This is a genomic window from Shewanella marisflavi (genome assembly GCF_002215585.1).
Classification (GTDB): domain Bacteria; phylum Pseudomonadota; class Gammaproteobacteria; order Enterobacterales; family Shewanellaceae; genus Shewanella; species Shewanella marisflavi.
This window is the reverse complement of the sequence record NZ_CP022272.1, coordinates 532,993-550,347: the sequence shown is the minus strand read 5'-3', so window position 1 is coordinate 550,347 and position 17,355 is coordinate 532,993. Positions and strand designations below refer to the sequence as shown.

Genomic DNA, 17,355 nt, shown 5'->3' with positions numbered 1-17,355 from the left:
GGAGAGATTCACATGCGTACTCTACTGTCTATACTGATCGCTAACGCCCTGGCTATGTCAGGCACAGCCTATGCTGTCGATAGCGACGCACAAAAATTAGCTGAACTGAAACAACAACTTGCCGACCTTACCGAAGAGATTGACAATATCAATAGCCGCGTCGACAAGAACGAGCGCCACACTGCTCTCGACCGACTTGAAATCACCGGTGATTTCCGTACCAAGGCCCATTCATTGCATTATCAAAATGTCACCTGGAACCCTGCAATCAAGGTAGACTTTAATGATTTTGGGGCTAAAGCCATGTCTGGTGCCTTTGGTATGCCTAACGATCCCGACTCCCCGCTGGGACAGATGATGGCAGCCAATCCGGAACTCGCCGCGGCCTTCCAAAGCGGTATGCTGCAAGGCGTGATGCCCTATGTCTTGGCACCTAAAACCACACAAGACATCAACAACGATATCTTCTACACCACGCGTCTGAGACTCAACCTCAAGGCCAAGGTATGGGACAACGTCAGCTTTGCTGGTCGTCTCAGCATGTACAAAAACTGGGGCGACTCAACGGGTGTTCAGGTCTTCGATTCATGGCGCTCTTTCACCATGGATGGCACCAATAGCGGTAACACCAGCGGCGATTGGCTAAGGGTTGAACGCGCCTATTTCGATTGGAAAAATATCGGTGGCAGCAACACCTACCTATCTATTGGTCGTCGTCCATCTACCTATGGCCCACCAACCCAGTATCGTGAAAATGAGAAACGCGGCGGCACACCGTCTGGCCACCTGGTGAACTTCAACTTCGACGGTGCGACCCTGGGCTACAATCTCGGTGAGATCACGGGTATCGAAGGCCAAGTCGTACGTTTCTGCTACGGCCAGGGCTTCGAATCCCAGTGGGGTAATGGTGAGATGTTTGGCGATATCGTCACTAAAGACACCCACTTAGGTGGCTTTAACATCGACGCCATCAACGACGGTAATCACTTCCTGCAATTTACCTTGTTTGGTGCTAAAGACATCAACGACGGCTTCAAGGGCACTATGGCCTTCCCAACTCAGCTTGCGGGAATCTTTGCCCCTACCATGTACCAGGACATGCAGAAGTTCAGTAACTTCAACTTCCAAACCCGAGTACAGCCTAGCGGCGTTATCGGCGACATGTACCTTGGCGGTATAGGTTATGCCTACGAGAGCGATGAAGACTTCAAGGCCTTCGCCTCTTTCGGCTGGACCCGCGCCGAAGGCAACGGCAATGCAGGTATGTTTGGCGGCATGCTAAGCGATGCAATATTTGAAGCTCAGCTTAATGCCGATGGCAGCGAGATCATCATGATGCCAAGTGCCGCCGACGAAGCTGACACCAAAGATGGTTATGGTATCTATGTGGGCATTCAAATCCCTGCACCTTACGGCAAGTTCGGTCTCGAGTATAACTATGGTTCCAAGTACTGGACCCCATTTACTCAGGCGCAGGATGACCCTATCGGCAGCAAGCTAGCTACCCGTGGTCATGTGGCAGAGGCCTACTATATGTTTGATATCAATCCAAGAATGTTCATCAAGCTGGCTGGTCTCTACTACGACTACGAATATACCGGCAGCGGCACTCCGGTAGGCGCCCCACAAAAAGTGGATGACGTGGTAAATGGCTCAGCCTACTCAATGTTGCCTGTGGTCGATACTGCCTATGACCTCAACGCTTCATTAGTCATCAACTTCTAACTTTATTGTCTCCCCCGGCTTCGGCCGGGGGTAGGGAAATCAGCATGAAACTCACATACTCTCTTACGGCGATGTTTGCTGCAGGGATCTTCGGCTTGGCCAGCCTTAATGCTGTTGCCGAAAATCCGCACAAGGAAGCCATTCAGGGGCCCTTTACCCAGGGCTCTCAGGTGACCGAGCAGTGCATCGAATGCCATGAAGATCACGCCAAAGACTTTATGAAGTCTTCTCACTGGACCTGGGAACTGGAACAAGATCTCCCTGGACGCACAGTAAAGCGTGGTAAGAAGAACGCTATCAATAACTTCTGTACCTCAATTTCGGGTAACGAGCCAAGATGTACCAGTTGTCACGCTGGCTATGGTTGGAAAGACAATAACTTCGACTTTAGCGACATGACCAAGGTCGACTGTCTGGTGTGTCACGACACGACGGGCACTTACATCAAAGATCCCGCCGGCGCAGGTGAAGCTCTGGCAAAGGTCAACCTAGAGCGCGTTGCGCAAAATGTTGGCATGCCGGTGCGTGACAATTGTGGTAGCTGCCACTTCTATGGTGGCGGCGGCGATGCGGTCAAACATGGAGATCTCGACTCCTCTATGGCCTATCCCGATAAAGCCACCGATGTGCATATGGACACAGACGGCAATGACTTCCAGTGCCAAACCTGTCACACCACACAGGAGCACCAGATCACCGGTAATGCCATGGGGGTTTCACCAGGTGGACAGAACGATATCGGCTGTGAAAACTGCCACGATGGTGCGCCGCACGCCAACAAGCGCCTCAATACCCATACCGCCAGTGTCGCCTGTCAGACCTGTCACATTCCTTTCTTCGCGCGTAACGAACCCACCAAGATGAGTTGGGATTGGTCTACCGCAGGACAAGACCTACCTGAAACCAAGGATGAAAACGGCAAAAAGACCTTCCAGAAGAAGAAAGGTAGCTTTGTCTGGGGCAAGATGGTTGAGCCTGAGTATGCCTGGTACAACGGTAAGGCCGATGCCTACATGGCTGGTGACAAGATGGATCCCTCTAAGGTCACTAAACTCACCTCACCACTGGGTGATATCACAGACAAGACAGCTAAGATCTATCCATTCAAGGTACATCGCGGCAAGCAGATCTTCGATGCTAAACAGAACATCATCATCACGGCAAAAACCTATGGCAAAGGCGGTTACTGGACCGAGTTTGATTGGGATAAGGCCGCCAAGCTTGGCATGGAAGCTAATCAGGCACTGACCCAACAAGGCATCAAGTACAGTGGCGAGTACGGCTTCGCCGAGACCGAGATGTGGTGGCGCATCAACCACATGGTTTCGCCAAAGGATCAGGCGCTCAAGTGTAACGACTGCCACAACAAGGGCACACGTTTAAATTGGCAAGCCTTAGGCTACGACGGCGACCCAATGAAAAACAAGAAAGGCCCTAAACACGCTAAATAAGTAATCATTTTCATCATCACCCCCGCAGTAAAGAGGTCTGGTTCGCCAGGCCTCTTTTTTATCTCAAGCAACTTATCCCCGCCCCATTCAGCAACTGACTATGACAAACCGAGCTTTGCTGTTAAATCAGAAATATAGACATTTGTTTTATATCTTAGCCTTGTCATAACTGCTAGTTTTAGTCCCAGCAACATTGAACTACACTCTTGTTTAATCGCCAATTATTCCAAGGGATGGCATAGATGGTTAAAACCTTTCGTTTGCTCGCACAGAATCAGTCGCTCATCGAACTGCTCCTGGCCTCTGTGTTTATCAATCTGCTTTCACTCGCATTGCCTTTCACCATGTTGCAAATCTACGATCGCATCTTGCCCAATGAGGCGCACGGTACCGCAACGGTACTTGTGATTGGGGTAGCCATCGCTATCCTGCTAGAACTAATACTCAGATACGCCCGCAGCTGGCTACTAGGCGCCTCGGCGGCTAACTACGAGTTGCACACTATAACCCGAGTGGTGAAACGCCTGCTCAATGCCGATTACCACCACATTGAAAATCTCGGCGCAGGCAAGATCTCACACGGCATCCATGGCATAGCGGCAATGCGTGACATCTATTCAGGGCAGGCGGCCGTGGCACTGATGGATTTCCCCTTCGTTCTTATCTTCCTCGCCCTAGTGGCCTACATTGGTGGCCCTCTGGTATTTATCCCTTTGATCGTTTGGCTAATTGCAGGCATAAGAGTATGGCAACTGGGGCAGAAGCTCTCACTCGCCACCAAGGAGCTGAGCCTGAGTCAGGATGAACGCACCCGCCTCTTGATGCTAGTGCTGTCAGGGCTCACGACCACCAAAGCGATGGCGCTCGAATCCCGCATGACCTACGCCTATAAAAAGATCAATCATCAACGTCTCGCTCAGCAGGAAGAAGTCGACTGGCTTTCGGCGAAACTACAGGAGCTGATTCAGGGCACCGCCCAAGCCACCACCCTATGCCTTGTGATGATTGGCTGTTTCGAGGTGCTCAATGGTAACCTGACCACTGGCGGCTTGGCGGCATGCTCCATCCTGGCCGGTCGCGCCGTTGCTCCCCTTAGCGCCATCGGCAGCCTGAGGACCAAATATGTCAGCGCTAAAGAGGCGATGGATCAAGTCAACGCCCTAGTCGATACCCCCCAGGAAACCTTTAACGGCCAGACTCGCTATCAACATAAGCTTCCTCTGGGTCCCATCTGTTTAGAGGATGTTTGCGCCGAGAAAACCAGCGCCCGGCTCGACAACATCAACCTAACCATTCCTGCAGGTGCCATAGCCACTATCACTTCCAATCCCATGACCCATGCCAGCCTGCTGTTGAGTACCATAGGGGCTTATCATCAACTAGATAGCGGGCAGATCGCTATCGCGGGTGTGCCACAGCAAGATCACGATGGCTTCGAATACCGCCAATCCATCTGCTATGTCCCCCCGTGGGCTAGTCTCTTCAGCGGCTCCATCTTAGACAACCTGACTCTGTTTCGCCGTGAACGCGAGGCCAGCGCCATGTTGATTGCCGACCAACTCGGTCTATCGGCGACCCTGGCTCAGCTGCCGGCAGGCTACCAGACTCAAGTGGGCAGCACTGAAAATCAGGTGCTCAACAAAGGCGCAATAAAGTTAATCGCCTTAGTGCGAGCACTGGCGCAGTCACCCTCTATACTGCTTCTGGATGAGCCCATGGTCTCTCTGGATGCGGACTCTCAGGCGCGCCTGCTGCAGCTGTTACACGAGCGTCGCACACAGATGACGGTGATCATCGCCTCCTATTTTGATGAAGTCGCGGCGCTAAGCGACGTGCAGATCGCACTTGGCGAAAGCGGCGAGCTCCTCAGCCTAACGAAAGGAGGAACGCGTCCATGAATCAGTCCCAAGACCCGATACATCTGCCTAAGCCACTGCTGATCGCCCTGTTCCATCAGCTAGGGCTCAGTGTTCAGGCCAGTAATATTGACAAGAGCCCCCTAGACGACAGGCTTACCTACCTTGAAGCTTATATTCTGCTGAAGAAACATCATGTGGGCATCAATGTGCAAGCTCTGGATGCCGACCTCTTGGTACACAGCGTCTACCCATTCATCTTGCTGCCACAGGATGGAGAACCTATGGTAGCGCGGCGCAGCAACCATAGCTTTCAATATTTGAGCAAGGATAATCAATGGATCACGCTCGATAAGCTGCCGAGTACTGGCCACGTGTTTCTAGTGGAGAGCCTGCCAACCCAGAGCAAAAGCAGCAGTGTGTTTGCCTCCCATCTAGCCAAACTCAAGTCCTGGTATCGCCCCATCTTCTGGCTAAGTCTGCTCTCCAGTCTCAGCGGATTAGCCATCCCCCTCTTTACGATGGTGGTATATGATAGGGTTATTGGTGGTCAGGCGCCGCAGATCCTTCCTAGTATCGCCTTTGGCGCTGCCTTGGCCTTGGGAATATTTGTCGCCAGCCGCTTACTTAGGGCACAGGCACTAGCCAATGTCAGCAACCGATTCGCGAGGGATCTTTCCGGCATCACCTTCAATCGTCTGTTGAGCATGCCCCTTAGCCTGCTCTCGCGTGTTGGCCTCTCCAGCCATATTGCCAGGATGCGTAACGCCGAGAAGGTACGCAGCCTAGTTGCTGGGCCAGGCGGCGCAGGCCTCATCGATCTCCCCTTTACCCTCATCGCCCTCGTCGCCATCACGCTATTGAGTGGCTACTTAGTGCTGGTACCGTTGGTGATGTTGGTACTCTTCTATTTGGTAATGAAAGCGCTGGATAAGTTTACCCAAGGTGCAGCCCCTACCATAAGTGGCGAGTATCAGAATAGTCTCAACGAGCTGGCGACTCACCTGTTGCCGCTCAAGAGCGCGGGAGAAAGCGGCGCCTGGTACGAGCAATTTATACGCCGGGCCCGGGAGCATTGCCGACAGAATTTTCTCTACAGTAAACGTGCTGGCCTCAATGCCGCGGTGGCCCATGCCATGGGGCTGTTTACCGCCCTAGCCACAGTGTTTACTGGCATCTTCCTGGTACTTAACCAAAGTATCAGTCCGGGGGCGCTGATCGCCTGTGTCATGTTGATCTGGCGGATCACAGGACCGGCGCAACTGGCCTTCGCCTCGCGCCAAAAGTTTAACCTGCTCAAGGGCGCCATCGATCAGTTTGATCGCTTCATGGCTGTGACCACAGAGTTCAATGAACTCAGGCTCGACTCACCGAATCTTAACCAGGCACCAGCGCTATCCTTTAAACATGTGACCCAGAGATACTGCGCCGACAGCGAACCCGCCCTATCGGGGGTTACGCTCGACATAGAAGCGGGTGAGACGGTAGCCATTATCGGCCCTAACGGCAGCGGCAAGACCTCGCTGCTGCTCACCGCCATAGGGGTTATCGAGCCCCAGGCAGGCTTTGTTACCATCAATGGCAAAAACCTGAAACAGTTCGACCCAGAGATCTTCCGCCAATGGGCTGCCTTTAGCCCCACCAATAGCGAGATTTTACCCGGCACCCTGGCCGACAACCTTCGCTTGGCCAAGCCAGAGGCCAGCGATGAGGAGCTCAAACAGGCCCTCACAGATGCCGGTGGCGCCTCGTTGCTGCAGGCGCTGAAACAGAACATAGATACCAACCTCTTCTCCCGCGGCACCAGCATGTTCTCGGCAGTGGAGAGCAGCTATATCAGTTTGGCAAGGGCCCTATTGAAAGGCTCTCCCCTCCTGGTGATGGATGAGCCGATAGCCAATCGCAATCCCTTTGCCCGACAGGGCTTTATCCAAACCCTCAAACGTCTCAAGGGCAAGACCACAATCCTGTTCACCACACACGATCAAGCGCTGATCCAGCAGGCCGACAAGGTAGTGATCCTCGACAAGGGCGCCGTGGTCTACGCAGGTCCGCTGCCTAACCAAGACAGTGTGACAACACAAAGTGCAACTCATCAGGACTCAACCCCCAGCATGGAGGCCTCACAAAATGAATGACAGCCAACTTACTCAGCATTCCTGGCCTGAACACGAATTTACCGAGGCCATCGAGGCGCCCGCCGAGAAGCGCGCCATTCGCCGTATTACTTTCTTTATCGCCGCGGCCGTCTTTATTCTACTGATCTGGTCTATCTTCACCAACATAGAGGAGATCGCCAAGGCCAAGGGCCAGGTGGTGCCGCTGGGCCACAGGCAGGTGATCCAGAGCCAGACCGGCGGCACCTTGGCGTCGATCGCCGTCGCCGAGGGAGACTTGGTTCAGAAAGGCGACCTGATCGCTAACTTCGTCGCCACCGACAGCCAGGCTCTCAAAGAGGAGCTTCAGAGCAAACAGGCCAACTTAGAGCTGAAAATAGAGCGTTACAACGCCTTCCTCGAAGAGCGCGAGGCAGACTTCAACGCCTATCAGCTCGGATTTCCCACCTTGGTAACACAGCATATCAACGCCCTAGCGCGTATGAATCAGGAGAAACAGGCGATCATCGCCCTATCCGAATCTGACGTGGCTAAGTCTGAGGCTGAACTCTCCAGTATCGAGCAGGAAATTCCCCCACTCAAAGATCAGATCCGCTCGGTCGAACAGACTCTCCAGATGATGAACTCGGTCAAGGAGCAGCAAGCGGTCTCTAAGCTCAGGATGATGGAATCGCAACAGAAACTTGATTCCTATATTCGTGAACTCAAAGTCTTGGAGGGGCGTCGTAGCGTGCTGCAACGCAATATCGACAATCAAGAGAAACAGCTCGCCCAGAAACAGGCGAGCCTCTTCAACGAGGTAGGTGAGAAACGCGCCGACGCCCAGGCCGAACTGCTGGGCATCATTGCCCGGCTCAAATCCTCTGACTCCCTGGTACAGCAGAACCGAGTCACCTCGCCGGTAGATGGCATCATTCAATCTATCCCCAACAACTCGGCGGGTAGCGTGATCCAGCCTGGCGGCACAGTGGCGGTGATAGTTCCCACCACCCCCACGGCGCTGCTTGAGGCCAAGCTGTCACCCAGAGATATAGGATTCGTCACCGTAGGGCAGAAGGCCCGAATAAAGATAGATGCTTTCGACTACAGCCGCTACGGCGCCATCGATGGGCTGGTGAAGAAGATCTCCCCCAGCACGGACGCGGACGAAAAGGGAGGAGTCTTCTATAAGGTACAAATCGCCATCGATAAACCCTACTTCGGCGACCAACCTGACAAGCTGGCACTGATCCCAGGCATGACGGGGGAAGCCGACATAGTCACCGGCGACAAAACTGTCTTCCAGTACCTGTGGAAGCCAGTCTTTACCAATGTGACCGAAGCCTTTGGTGAACGTTAGGAGAACACCATGAGCCAAAATAAGCGCCCCCAGAACAAGCCTCATAAGGACAAGCCGCTCACCAATTCGCAGCCAGCGAGCGAGCCTGAGCAGTTAACGGAGGCTCAGCGGCGTGAACGAAAGGCGAAGCATCTCGCCAGGGCGCAGGACAAAGCGTTAAAGCAGCTCAAAGCCGAAGAGTATCGCGACAGCAAAACAGAAAAACGCTTCAATCAAGATCTAGTGGCGGACAAACCTTGGCACACGCCCTCTAGCGCTAGCACGGCGCCAGAGGAACTAAACTCAGATCTGGCAGATAGTGCAGATCTCGACTCGAAGGCTCAAGGCGACCTGACACCTGACACAGCAGGATTAGACGATAAGATAGTATCAGATGCACAGTCGCTAGATTCGGCCTCATTAGCCGCAAAATCACAAGCAGCGCAGTCACAGCAAGCTCAATCACAAGAACCCCAAACGCTAGAAGCACAAGGAAATGCAGCGCAGGCGCAAAACAAGCTGGCTCATCGCTCGGCGCAGACCACGGGGCTAGATGAATTTAGCGGCTTCGACAAAGACACTGGCCAGGCACCGAGCCTGACCCCCACCGCCCACGCCCTCACCTCAGATGGCAAGCCGCCCGCCTTTCAGGTGACTCTGACGACCAGCAAGACATCAGCCCACAAGCCGCTGCAGCCGAGCACCGACTCGACACAGCATCCGAGCACACAGCCCCCAACCACAGAGCGCCCCACTACCGAGCCCCAGGTCTCGCTGACGGGTACTAGCACTGGCACTGGCACTGGCACTGGCACTGGCACTGGCACTGGCACTGGCACTGGCACTGGCACTGGCACTGGCACTGGCACTGGCACTGGCACTGGCACTGGCACTGGCACTGGCACTGGCACTGGCACTGGCACTGGCACTGGCACTGGCACTGGCACTGGCACTGGCACTGGCACTGGCACTGGCACTGGCACGCATGAAAACCCGTTACATATTGATAGTCAACAAGATTTTCAAACGATTAAAGAAAATAGTATTATCGATACGGTATCGGGCAAACTCGCGGCCAGTGGCGACACTAAGGACGCCGTCATCTGGACGGTGGAGACCAGTAAAGGGCAATATGGCGATCTTGTGCTCAATCCCAGCACAGGTGAGTGGCACTATCATCTCAACAACTACGATGCCAAGACCAATGCCCTGTTTGAAGGCGAGCACCACAATGAAACCTTCACCATTACGGCCACAGATAATCTGGGCAACAGAGTAAGCAGCGTCATACGTGTCTCCGTCGAGGGCAGTAACGATCTACCGGTGATCTCAGGCGTCCATCACGCCAGTCTCAACGAACTAGGCTCGGTTGACCGGATATCGGGGCAATTGATTGCTACGGATCCGGATACGGGTGACAGTATTCACTGGGCCGTGCCCCATTCATCTGGTATCTATGGTGAGCTGGTGATCAACCCAAATACAGGTGCCTGGCAGTATCGGCTCGATAATAGCTCGCCTAACACCCTCTCCCTTCATTCGGGTCAGGTGGCTACTGAGACCTTCAGAGTCACAGCAACCGACAGCTCAGGACAACCCGTCAGCCAGATAGTGACCATAGAGATTCACGGCGCAGATCAGCGAGCCCTAATCCATGGCATGGCCAGCGGCTCGGTGACAGAAGACAGAAATCTAATCGCTGGGCAACTAAAGACATCGGGGCAGCTAACGGTGATCGATCCCGATGGCGGCGATGCTCACTTCACCGCCACTAGCCTGCAAGGTCAGTACGGCACCCTCACCATCAATGAACTCGGCCACTGGACTTACACCGCCGATAACTCTCAAGCCGCCATTCAGGGGCTAAAGTCCGGCGAATCGCTCACCGAGACGCTATATGTCCACAGCGTCGATGGCACAGAGCAGAAGGTCACCGTCAGCATCAATGGCAGCGACGACAAAGCGGTGATTGGCGGCGCTTCAACAGGGACGGTGACCGAAGATAAAGATCGCTATCAAGGACAACTGAGAGTCGATGGCGCGCTGACGCTCACCGATCCCGATAGCGGTCAAAATCAATTTGTCGCCACTAGCCTGCAAGGCCACTACGGCACCCTCACCTTCAATGAACTCGGCCACTGGACTTACACCGCCGATAACTCCCAAGCCGCCATTCAGGGGCTAAAGTCCGGCGAATCACTCACCGAGACCCTATATGTCCACAGCGTCGATGGCACAGAGCAGAAGGTCACCGTCAGCATCAATGGCACAGACGACAAGGCTGTGATTGGCGGCGCTTCAACAGGGACGGTGACCGAAGACAAAGATCGCTATCAAGGTCAACTGAGAGTCGATGGCGCGCTGACGCTCACCGATCCCGACAGTGGACAAAACCAGTTCACCGCCACTAGCCTGCAAGGTCAGTACGGCACCCTCACCATCAATGAACTCGGCCACTGGACTTACACCGCCGATAACTCCCAAGCCGCCATTCAGGGGCTAAAGTCCGGCGAGTCACTCACCGAGACCCTATATGTCCACAGCGTCGATGGCACAGAGCAGAAGGTCACCGTCAGCATCAATGGCACAGACGACAAGGCGGTGATTGGCGGCGCTTCAGCTGGGACTGTTACCGAAGACAAAGATCTCTATCAAGGTCAGCTGAGAATCGATGGCGCGCTGACGCTCACCGATGCTGACAGCGGACAAAACCAGTTCACCGCCACTAGCCTGCAAGGCCAGTACGGCACTCTTACCATCAATGAACTCGGCCACTGGACTTACACCGCCGATAACTCCCAAGCCGCGATTCAGGGGCTCAAGTCCGGCGAGTCACTCACCGAGACCCTATATGTCCACAGCGTCGATGGCACAGAGCAGAAGGTGACCGTCAGCATCAATGGCACAGACGACAAGGCTGTGATTGGCGGCGCTTCAACAGGGACGGTGACCGAAGACAAAGATCTCTACCAGGGCCAACTGAGAGTCGATGGCGCGCTGACGCTCACCGATCCCGACAGTGGACAAAACCAGTTCACCGCCACTAGCCTGCAAGGTCAGTACGGCACCCTCACCATCAATGAACTCGGCCACTGGACTTACACCGCCGATAACTCTCAAGCCGCGATTCAGGGGCTAAAGTCCGGCGAGTCACTCACCGAGACGCTTTATGTCCACAGCGTCGATGGCACAGAGCAGAAGGTCACCGTCAGCATCAATGGCAGCGACGATAAAGCGGTAATAAGCGGCACCGCCACGGGAGTGGTGACCGAAGACAAAGATCGCTATCAAGGCCAACTGAGAGTCGATGGCGCGCTGACGCTCACCGATGCTGACAGCGGACAAAACCAGTTCACCGCCACTAGCCTGCAAGGTCAGTACGGCACCCTCACCATCAATGAACTCGGCCACTGGACTTACACCGCCGATAACTCTCAAGCCGCGATTCAGGGGCTTAAATCTGGTGAGTCACTCACCGAGACCCTATATGTCCACAGCGTCGATGGCACAGAGCAGAAGGTCACAGTTACCATCAATGGCACAGACGACAAGACTGTGATTGGCGGCGCTTCAACAGGGACGGTAACCGAAGACAAAGATCGCTATCAAGGTCAGCTGAGAATCGATGGCGCGCTGACGCTCACCGATGCTGACAGCGGACAAAACCAGTTCACCGCCACTAGCCTGCAAGGCCAGTACGGCACCCTCACCATCAATGAACTCGGCCACTGGACTTACACCGCCGATAACTCTCAAGCCGCGATTCAGGGGCTCAAGTCCGGCGAGTCACTCACCGAGACGCTATATGTCCACAGCGTCGATGGCACAGAGCAGAAGGTCACCGTCAGCATCAATGGCAGCGACGACAAAGCGGTGATTGGCGGCGCTTCAACAGGGACGGTGACCGAAGATAAAGATCGCTATCAAGGACAACTGAGAGTCGATGGCGCGATGACGCTCACCGATGCTGACAGCGGACAAAACCAGTTCACCGCCACTAGCCTGCAAGGCCAGTACGGCACCCTCACCATCAATGAACTCGGCCACTGGACTTACACCGCCGATAACTCCCAAGCCGCGATTCAGGGGCTAAAGTCCCGCGAGTCACTCACCGAGACCCTATATGTCCACAGCGTCGATGGCACAGCGCAGAAAGTCACCGTCACCATCAATGGCACAGACGACAGGGCGGTAATTGGCGGCACGGCAACGGGAGCCGTGACCGAGGACAGAGACCTCTACCAGGGACAACTGAGAGTCGATGGCGCGCTGACGGTCACAGATGCCGATCATGGCGAGGCGCAATTTATCGCCACCAGCCTGCAAGGCCAATACGGCACTTTGACCATCAACGATCTCGGCCACTGGACCTACACCGCCGACAACTCCCAAGCCGCCATTCAGGGGCTAAAGTCCGGCGAATCGCTCACCGAAAATCTGACGGTACATAGTCTGGATGGCAGTGAGCAGCAGATATCGATCAAGATAGCAGGGCAAGATGACGCCGCCGTCATCACCGGAGAAGACAAAGGGCACCTTAAGGAAGATTACTATCCTGCCGGAGACTTGTACAAAACCCTGCACTACACAGGAGCGCTTAACGTTCAGGATGCCGATAAGGGAGAGAGCTATTTTCGGGCGACTCACAACGCTCAAGCGATATCGGATCCCATCGGTGGCAGCCTGGATATCGAGAAGCACGGTGTGTGGCAATATGTGGTCTCAAATGACGCCCTTCAGCATTTAGGTAAGGGGCAGTTTGAGCAGGTCGTCTATCGCGTCTACAGCACCGATGGGACGAGTAAAGATATCAAGATCACCCTAGAGGGCACCAACGATGCCCCGGTGGTTAGCGCCACCCAGATACTCCCAGCTGGATTGGAAGACCACGCCTTCACCATCACCCAGACCCAGCTGCTCGCCAATGTCACTGATGTCGATGACAACGACGCCGGGCAACTTACCATCGCCAACCTGCTTGCCGATCATGGAACTATTACCACCAACCCCGACGGCAGTTTCACCTTCACGCCCGACAAAGACTACAACGGCGAGGTATACTTTACCTATGACGTCAAAGACGCACACGGTGGTATCGCTCACGCACAGGCCAGTACCACGCTCGCGGCGGTCAATGACGCGCCCGACGTGTCGCCGTTCGAAGAGCGCGTCACTGAAGGCGATCCACAAACACATGCGATAGATCTACTTCAAGGGGCTACCGACAAGGAGGGGGACAAGCTAACCATCAGCCAACTCAGCGTTAGCGTAGACGGCCAACCAGCCTCGCGCCAACTGCCGGCGGGCGTAACACTGGCGTCAGATGGTCACAGCCTGGTGGTCGATGCCACTAATCCCGCCTTCGAACACCTTGCCAAGGGGCAGAACCAGACGATCACTCTCTCCTATCGGGTCGAAGATGGCCACGGCGGCAGCACAGAGCAGACGGCCAAACTGATCATTCAAGGCACAGATGATAAGGCAACCTTGGTCTCTAACGTGATCCAGATGACGGAGACGCAGGCGCTCGATAGCCAAAAGGTCGCCTACGGGGGGCATCTACAACTGTTCGACCCCGATAGCGGCGATCAAACAGACTTTGCATTCAGTGGTACCTACCTCGGCCAAGGCTATGCTCCCGGGGACCTATTCGTATGGCCCGATGGTCACTATGAATTCCACTTAGATGGCGCCCACATCCATCACGCCGATGACAAGGTCGCCAGTCTACACAAAGGCGAGTCGATGGAGGTTCCTTACGAGGTGCGCACCAGCGACGGCCAGCGCCTCACCGTCATGGTCAAAATCATCGGCGAAGATAACCAGGCGCGCATCGAAGTCGGTAAGTATTCCCCCCTAGAGAACCACCTTTATGAAGATCGTCTTCCCCTGGGTAATGCCACCAATCAACTCCATAGCAGTGGCACTGTAGTGGCTATAGATCCAGACCATGATCAGGCGGGCTTTATCCCACAAAGCATCAACACGCCTGAGGGTGGCCATTTTCAAATCGATGCTTCCGGGAGTTGGTCATACACTATCGACAACGCTAATCTGCAGCACTTGGGCGCGAATGATTCATTCAACAAGACCTTCACCGTCACCTCCATCGACGGCAGTGCCAGCCAAACCATCAGCGTGACGGTGCATGGCACCAACGATAAGCCGGTGATCAGCTCTGCCGTCCGTCTTGGCAACGGCCAGGAAGATACCCAGATGCGGCTCACCCCGGCGCAGCTGCTGGCTCACGCCAGAGATGTCGACGATAACGACGCCGGCCAACTCACGGTCGACAATCTCCAGGCCGATCATGGAACTATCACCACCAACCCCGACGGCAGCTTCACCTTCACCCCTGAGAAGGACTACAACGGCGCGGTACACTTTACCTATGACGTGAAAGATGCTCACGGCGGCGTAACTCACGCTGGTGCCAGCACCACACTCACGGCGGTGAGTGACCAGGCCCAGGTCTCGGGGGATACCCAGGGCGAGCTAGTCGAGGATCAACACCTAGGCACCCAAAACCAGATAGCCATCTCGGGCCAACTCAATGTGCAGGACCCCGACGCGGGGCAGGCGGCTTTCCAAGCGGGCACGGCGACACAAGTGGACGATCCCTTTGGCGGTAGTCTGCATATCGGCGCCGACGGCAGCTGGACCTACGACGTCGACAACGCCAGGCTACAAGAGCTGAGCGAACATCAGGAGGTCTTGGTTACCCACAGAGTCTATACCTTGGATGGCACGGCGCAGGATATCGTCATCAAGATAACTGGCACCAACGATGCCCCTAAGCTAGGCGTGGCGCAGCTATCCAGCACCACGGGGCATCTCACTCTACAAGACCCAGACAGCCAAGACAGCCACAGCTTCTCGGTTGCCCAGCAAACAGGACAGTTTGGCACCCTGGTTGTCGACCCGGACACTGGTGCCTACAGCTACCACCTCAATCAGAGCGTCGCCGGCATGCATTACGACAAGGCCAGCGGACAGTACCAAGGAACAGACACCTTCGAGGTGCAGGTCAGTGATAACCATGGTGGCAGCGAAACCAAATTTATCAGCTTCGATGCCAGGGTCAGCCTCACCGCGCCAACAGGCGCAGGCTTACAACCCCAATTACATGCCACAGTCACCAGCCCATCGCAGCTGGTAGACACCAGTCCCCAGCCGACACCGACACAGACCATAGGCAACGCCATCACCCTCACCCTGAGCCATGGCAGCGATACCGGATCCTCCGACAGCGACGGGCTCACCCATGACACTCACCCTGTGGTCGAAGGGCAGACGGACATCCCCTTCTCCCTGGTTACCCTCTATGAGCAGGGCAACAAGCTCACCAGCGTGTTAAGCGATGCCCAGGGGCACTTCAGCGTCGCGCTCAGCGGCCTGAACGAGGGCGCGCATCAGATCAGCGCCAGCGCCCAGGCCCCCGGCAGCCAACAAGCTGTACAAGCCACTCCGCTGGCGATCACACTAGACACCCAGGCGAGCATAGACATGAACCCCATCGCCGGCGATAACATGCTACTGGCCGGCGAGCAGCATCAACCACTCACCATCAGCGGGACGGTGAGCAATGTCGAAGAGGGACAGGCCGTCACAGTCACCATTGGTGGGCAGCAATACCATGCCGACGTGCATAACGGTTGCTGGAGCACTCAACTAAGCGCCGCCGAGGTCGATGCCTTGCCGGGCGGGAACCTGGAGATCAAGGCCATGGTCAACGACATGGCGGGGAATCACGCGCAGATGAGCAGCCCCCTGTATGTGGTCGACCACGCTAACCCCATTCCCAGCATGAGTTTTCTCACGCCGCCTACGCCAACGGGGACGGGCGCCATCGGCTCCCACATTTCGGGCGATCTCATTGCCCCGCCGTTACTGCAACAGCTTGCGCCCAACGCCCCTACCACGGGCGCCTGGGCGATCGATGACGGTCATGGTCATCCCACCCTGAGCCTTAGGGGCCAATACGGCACTCTGACCATAGACCCAGATACCGGCCATGTAGACTATGTCTATAACCAGGCACCAACACCGGGCGACAAGGCTGCTGGCGGTACCCATTGGGCGGGCGAAACCATGTCTGAAACCCATCACGATATCTTCCATATTCTCTATCACGACAGCCACTCCTCTAATGTGGATGTGGAAGTGAATCTGGATATCACCTATGTTCACGGTCACAGCGGTCACAACCAACTATCGACCCAGTTGGTGGATATGACGGTCACGCCAGCCACGCCAAATCCTGCCGCACCACCAGAGCTACATGATGCGCCCCAATGGGATGGCGACCAAGACGCGATAGATGATGCCCAGGTGATTATCATCCCAACAGACGAAGATAAGGCAGAAGATAAGCATGCTGCAGATCAGGATGACAAGTCGGTTCATAACCAGCCCCACGAGCTGGCTGAAAGTAGCGCCGAATCCCATGGCGCTGAATCGAATGGAGAAGTCACCGACGCCCGACCAGTTATGGCCGTGGCGCTCGCACCAGTGGATCACTATCTGCAGATGGTGGGACTGAGTCAGCAGGGTATGGCGCAAATCGATAGTCCCAATAAAGCTCAGCCAGATCTGGAGACGCCGCTGATGCCCACAGAGCGCTTCGACGCCGACGATCTCACCCTGACTCCTGCCGATCACTTCGACAACCCGCTGCTGGAGGAGCACGAGAAAGAGAAGACTCATCCATCCCTTATGGATATAGAAGATCCCAAAGACGATCAGCATACCAGTGCTCATGATGACGATCTGCTGCACAGCGCCCTAAACGATATGCATAACCAACTCTGACGAAACACAAGACCCGCCTTGCGGGCCTTGTGCCTATTAAACGTTAGTGGACTCTGAATGCGAGCTACAGCAAAAAA

General features: G+C 55.2%; 6 protein-coding genes. All 6 read left to right on the top strand.

Going from position 1 to position 17,355, the window contains the following annotated elements:
• The first annotated feature begins 12 nt into the window (after nucleotides 1-12).
• The gene (locus CFF01_RS02460) at nucleotides 13-1,725 is read left to right on the top strand and encodes a DUF3373 domain-containing protein (RefSeq protein WP_088903747.1); all 1,713 of its coding nucleotides are present in this window, start codon (nucleotides 13-15) and stop codon (nucleotides 1,723-1,725) included.
• A 71-nt stretch (nucleotides 1,726-1,796) separates the two neighbouring features.
• Nucleotides 1,797-3,176, top strand: coding sequence for a tetrathionate reductase family octaheme c-type cytochrome (locus CFF01_RS02455; protein WP_033538829.1), 1,380 nt, complete (start codon nucleotides 1,797-1,799; stop codon nucleotides 3,174-3,176).
• A 242-nt stretch (nucleotides 3,177-3,418) separates the two neighbouring features.
• Nucleotides 3,419-5,074 (top strand): ABC transporter transmembrane domain-containing protein, encoded by a 1,656-nt coding sequence (locus tag CFF01_RS02450; protein ID WP_088903746.1) that lies wholly within the window; start codon nucleotides 3,419-3,421, stop codon nucleotides 5,072-5,074.
• The gene (locus CFF01_RS02445) at nucleotides 5,071-7,170 is read left to right on the top strand and encodes an ATP-binding cassette domain-containing protein (RefSeq protein ID WP_088903745.1); all 2,100 of its coding nucleotides are present in this window, start codon (nucleotides 5,071-5,073) and stop codon (nucleotides 7,168-7,170) included. The genes CFF01_RS02450 and CFF01_RS02445 overlap by 4 nt, the downstream gene beginning before the upstream one ends.
• On the top strand, nucleotides 7,163-8,488 hold the full coding sequence (locus CFF01_RS02440) for an HlyD family type I secretion periplasmic adaptor subunit (RefSeq protein ID WP_088903744.1): 1,326 nt from the start codon (nucleotides 7,163-7,165) through the stop codon (nucleotides 8,486-8,488). The genes CFF01_RS02445 and CFF01_RS02440 overlap by 8 nt, the downstream gene beginning before the upstream one ends.
• 9 nt (nucleotides 8,489-8,497) lie before the next feature.
• Nucleotides 8,498-17,278 carry a VCBS domain-containing protein gene (locus CFF01_RS02435; protein ID WP_088903743.1) on the top strand — a complete coding sequence of 2,927 codons (8,781 nt, stop codon included), beginning with the start codon at nucleotides 8,498-8,500 and terminating at the stop codon, nucleotides 17,276-17,278.
• Nucleotides 17,279-17,355: the final 77 nt, after the last annotated feature.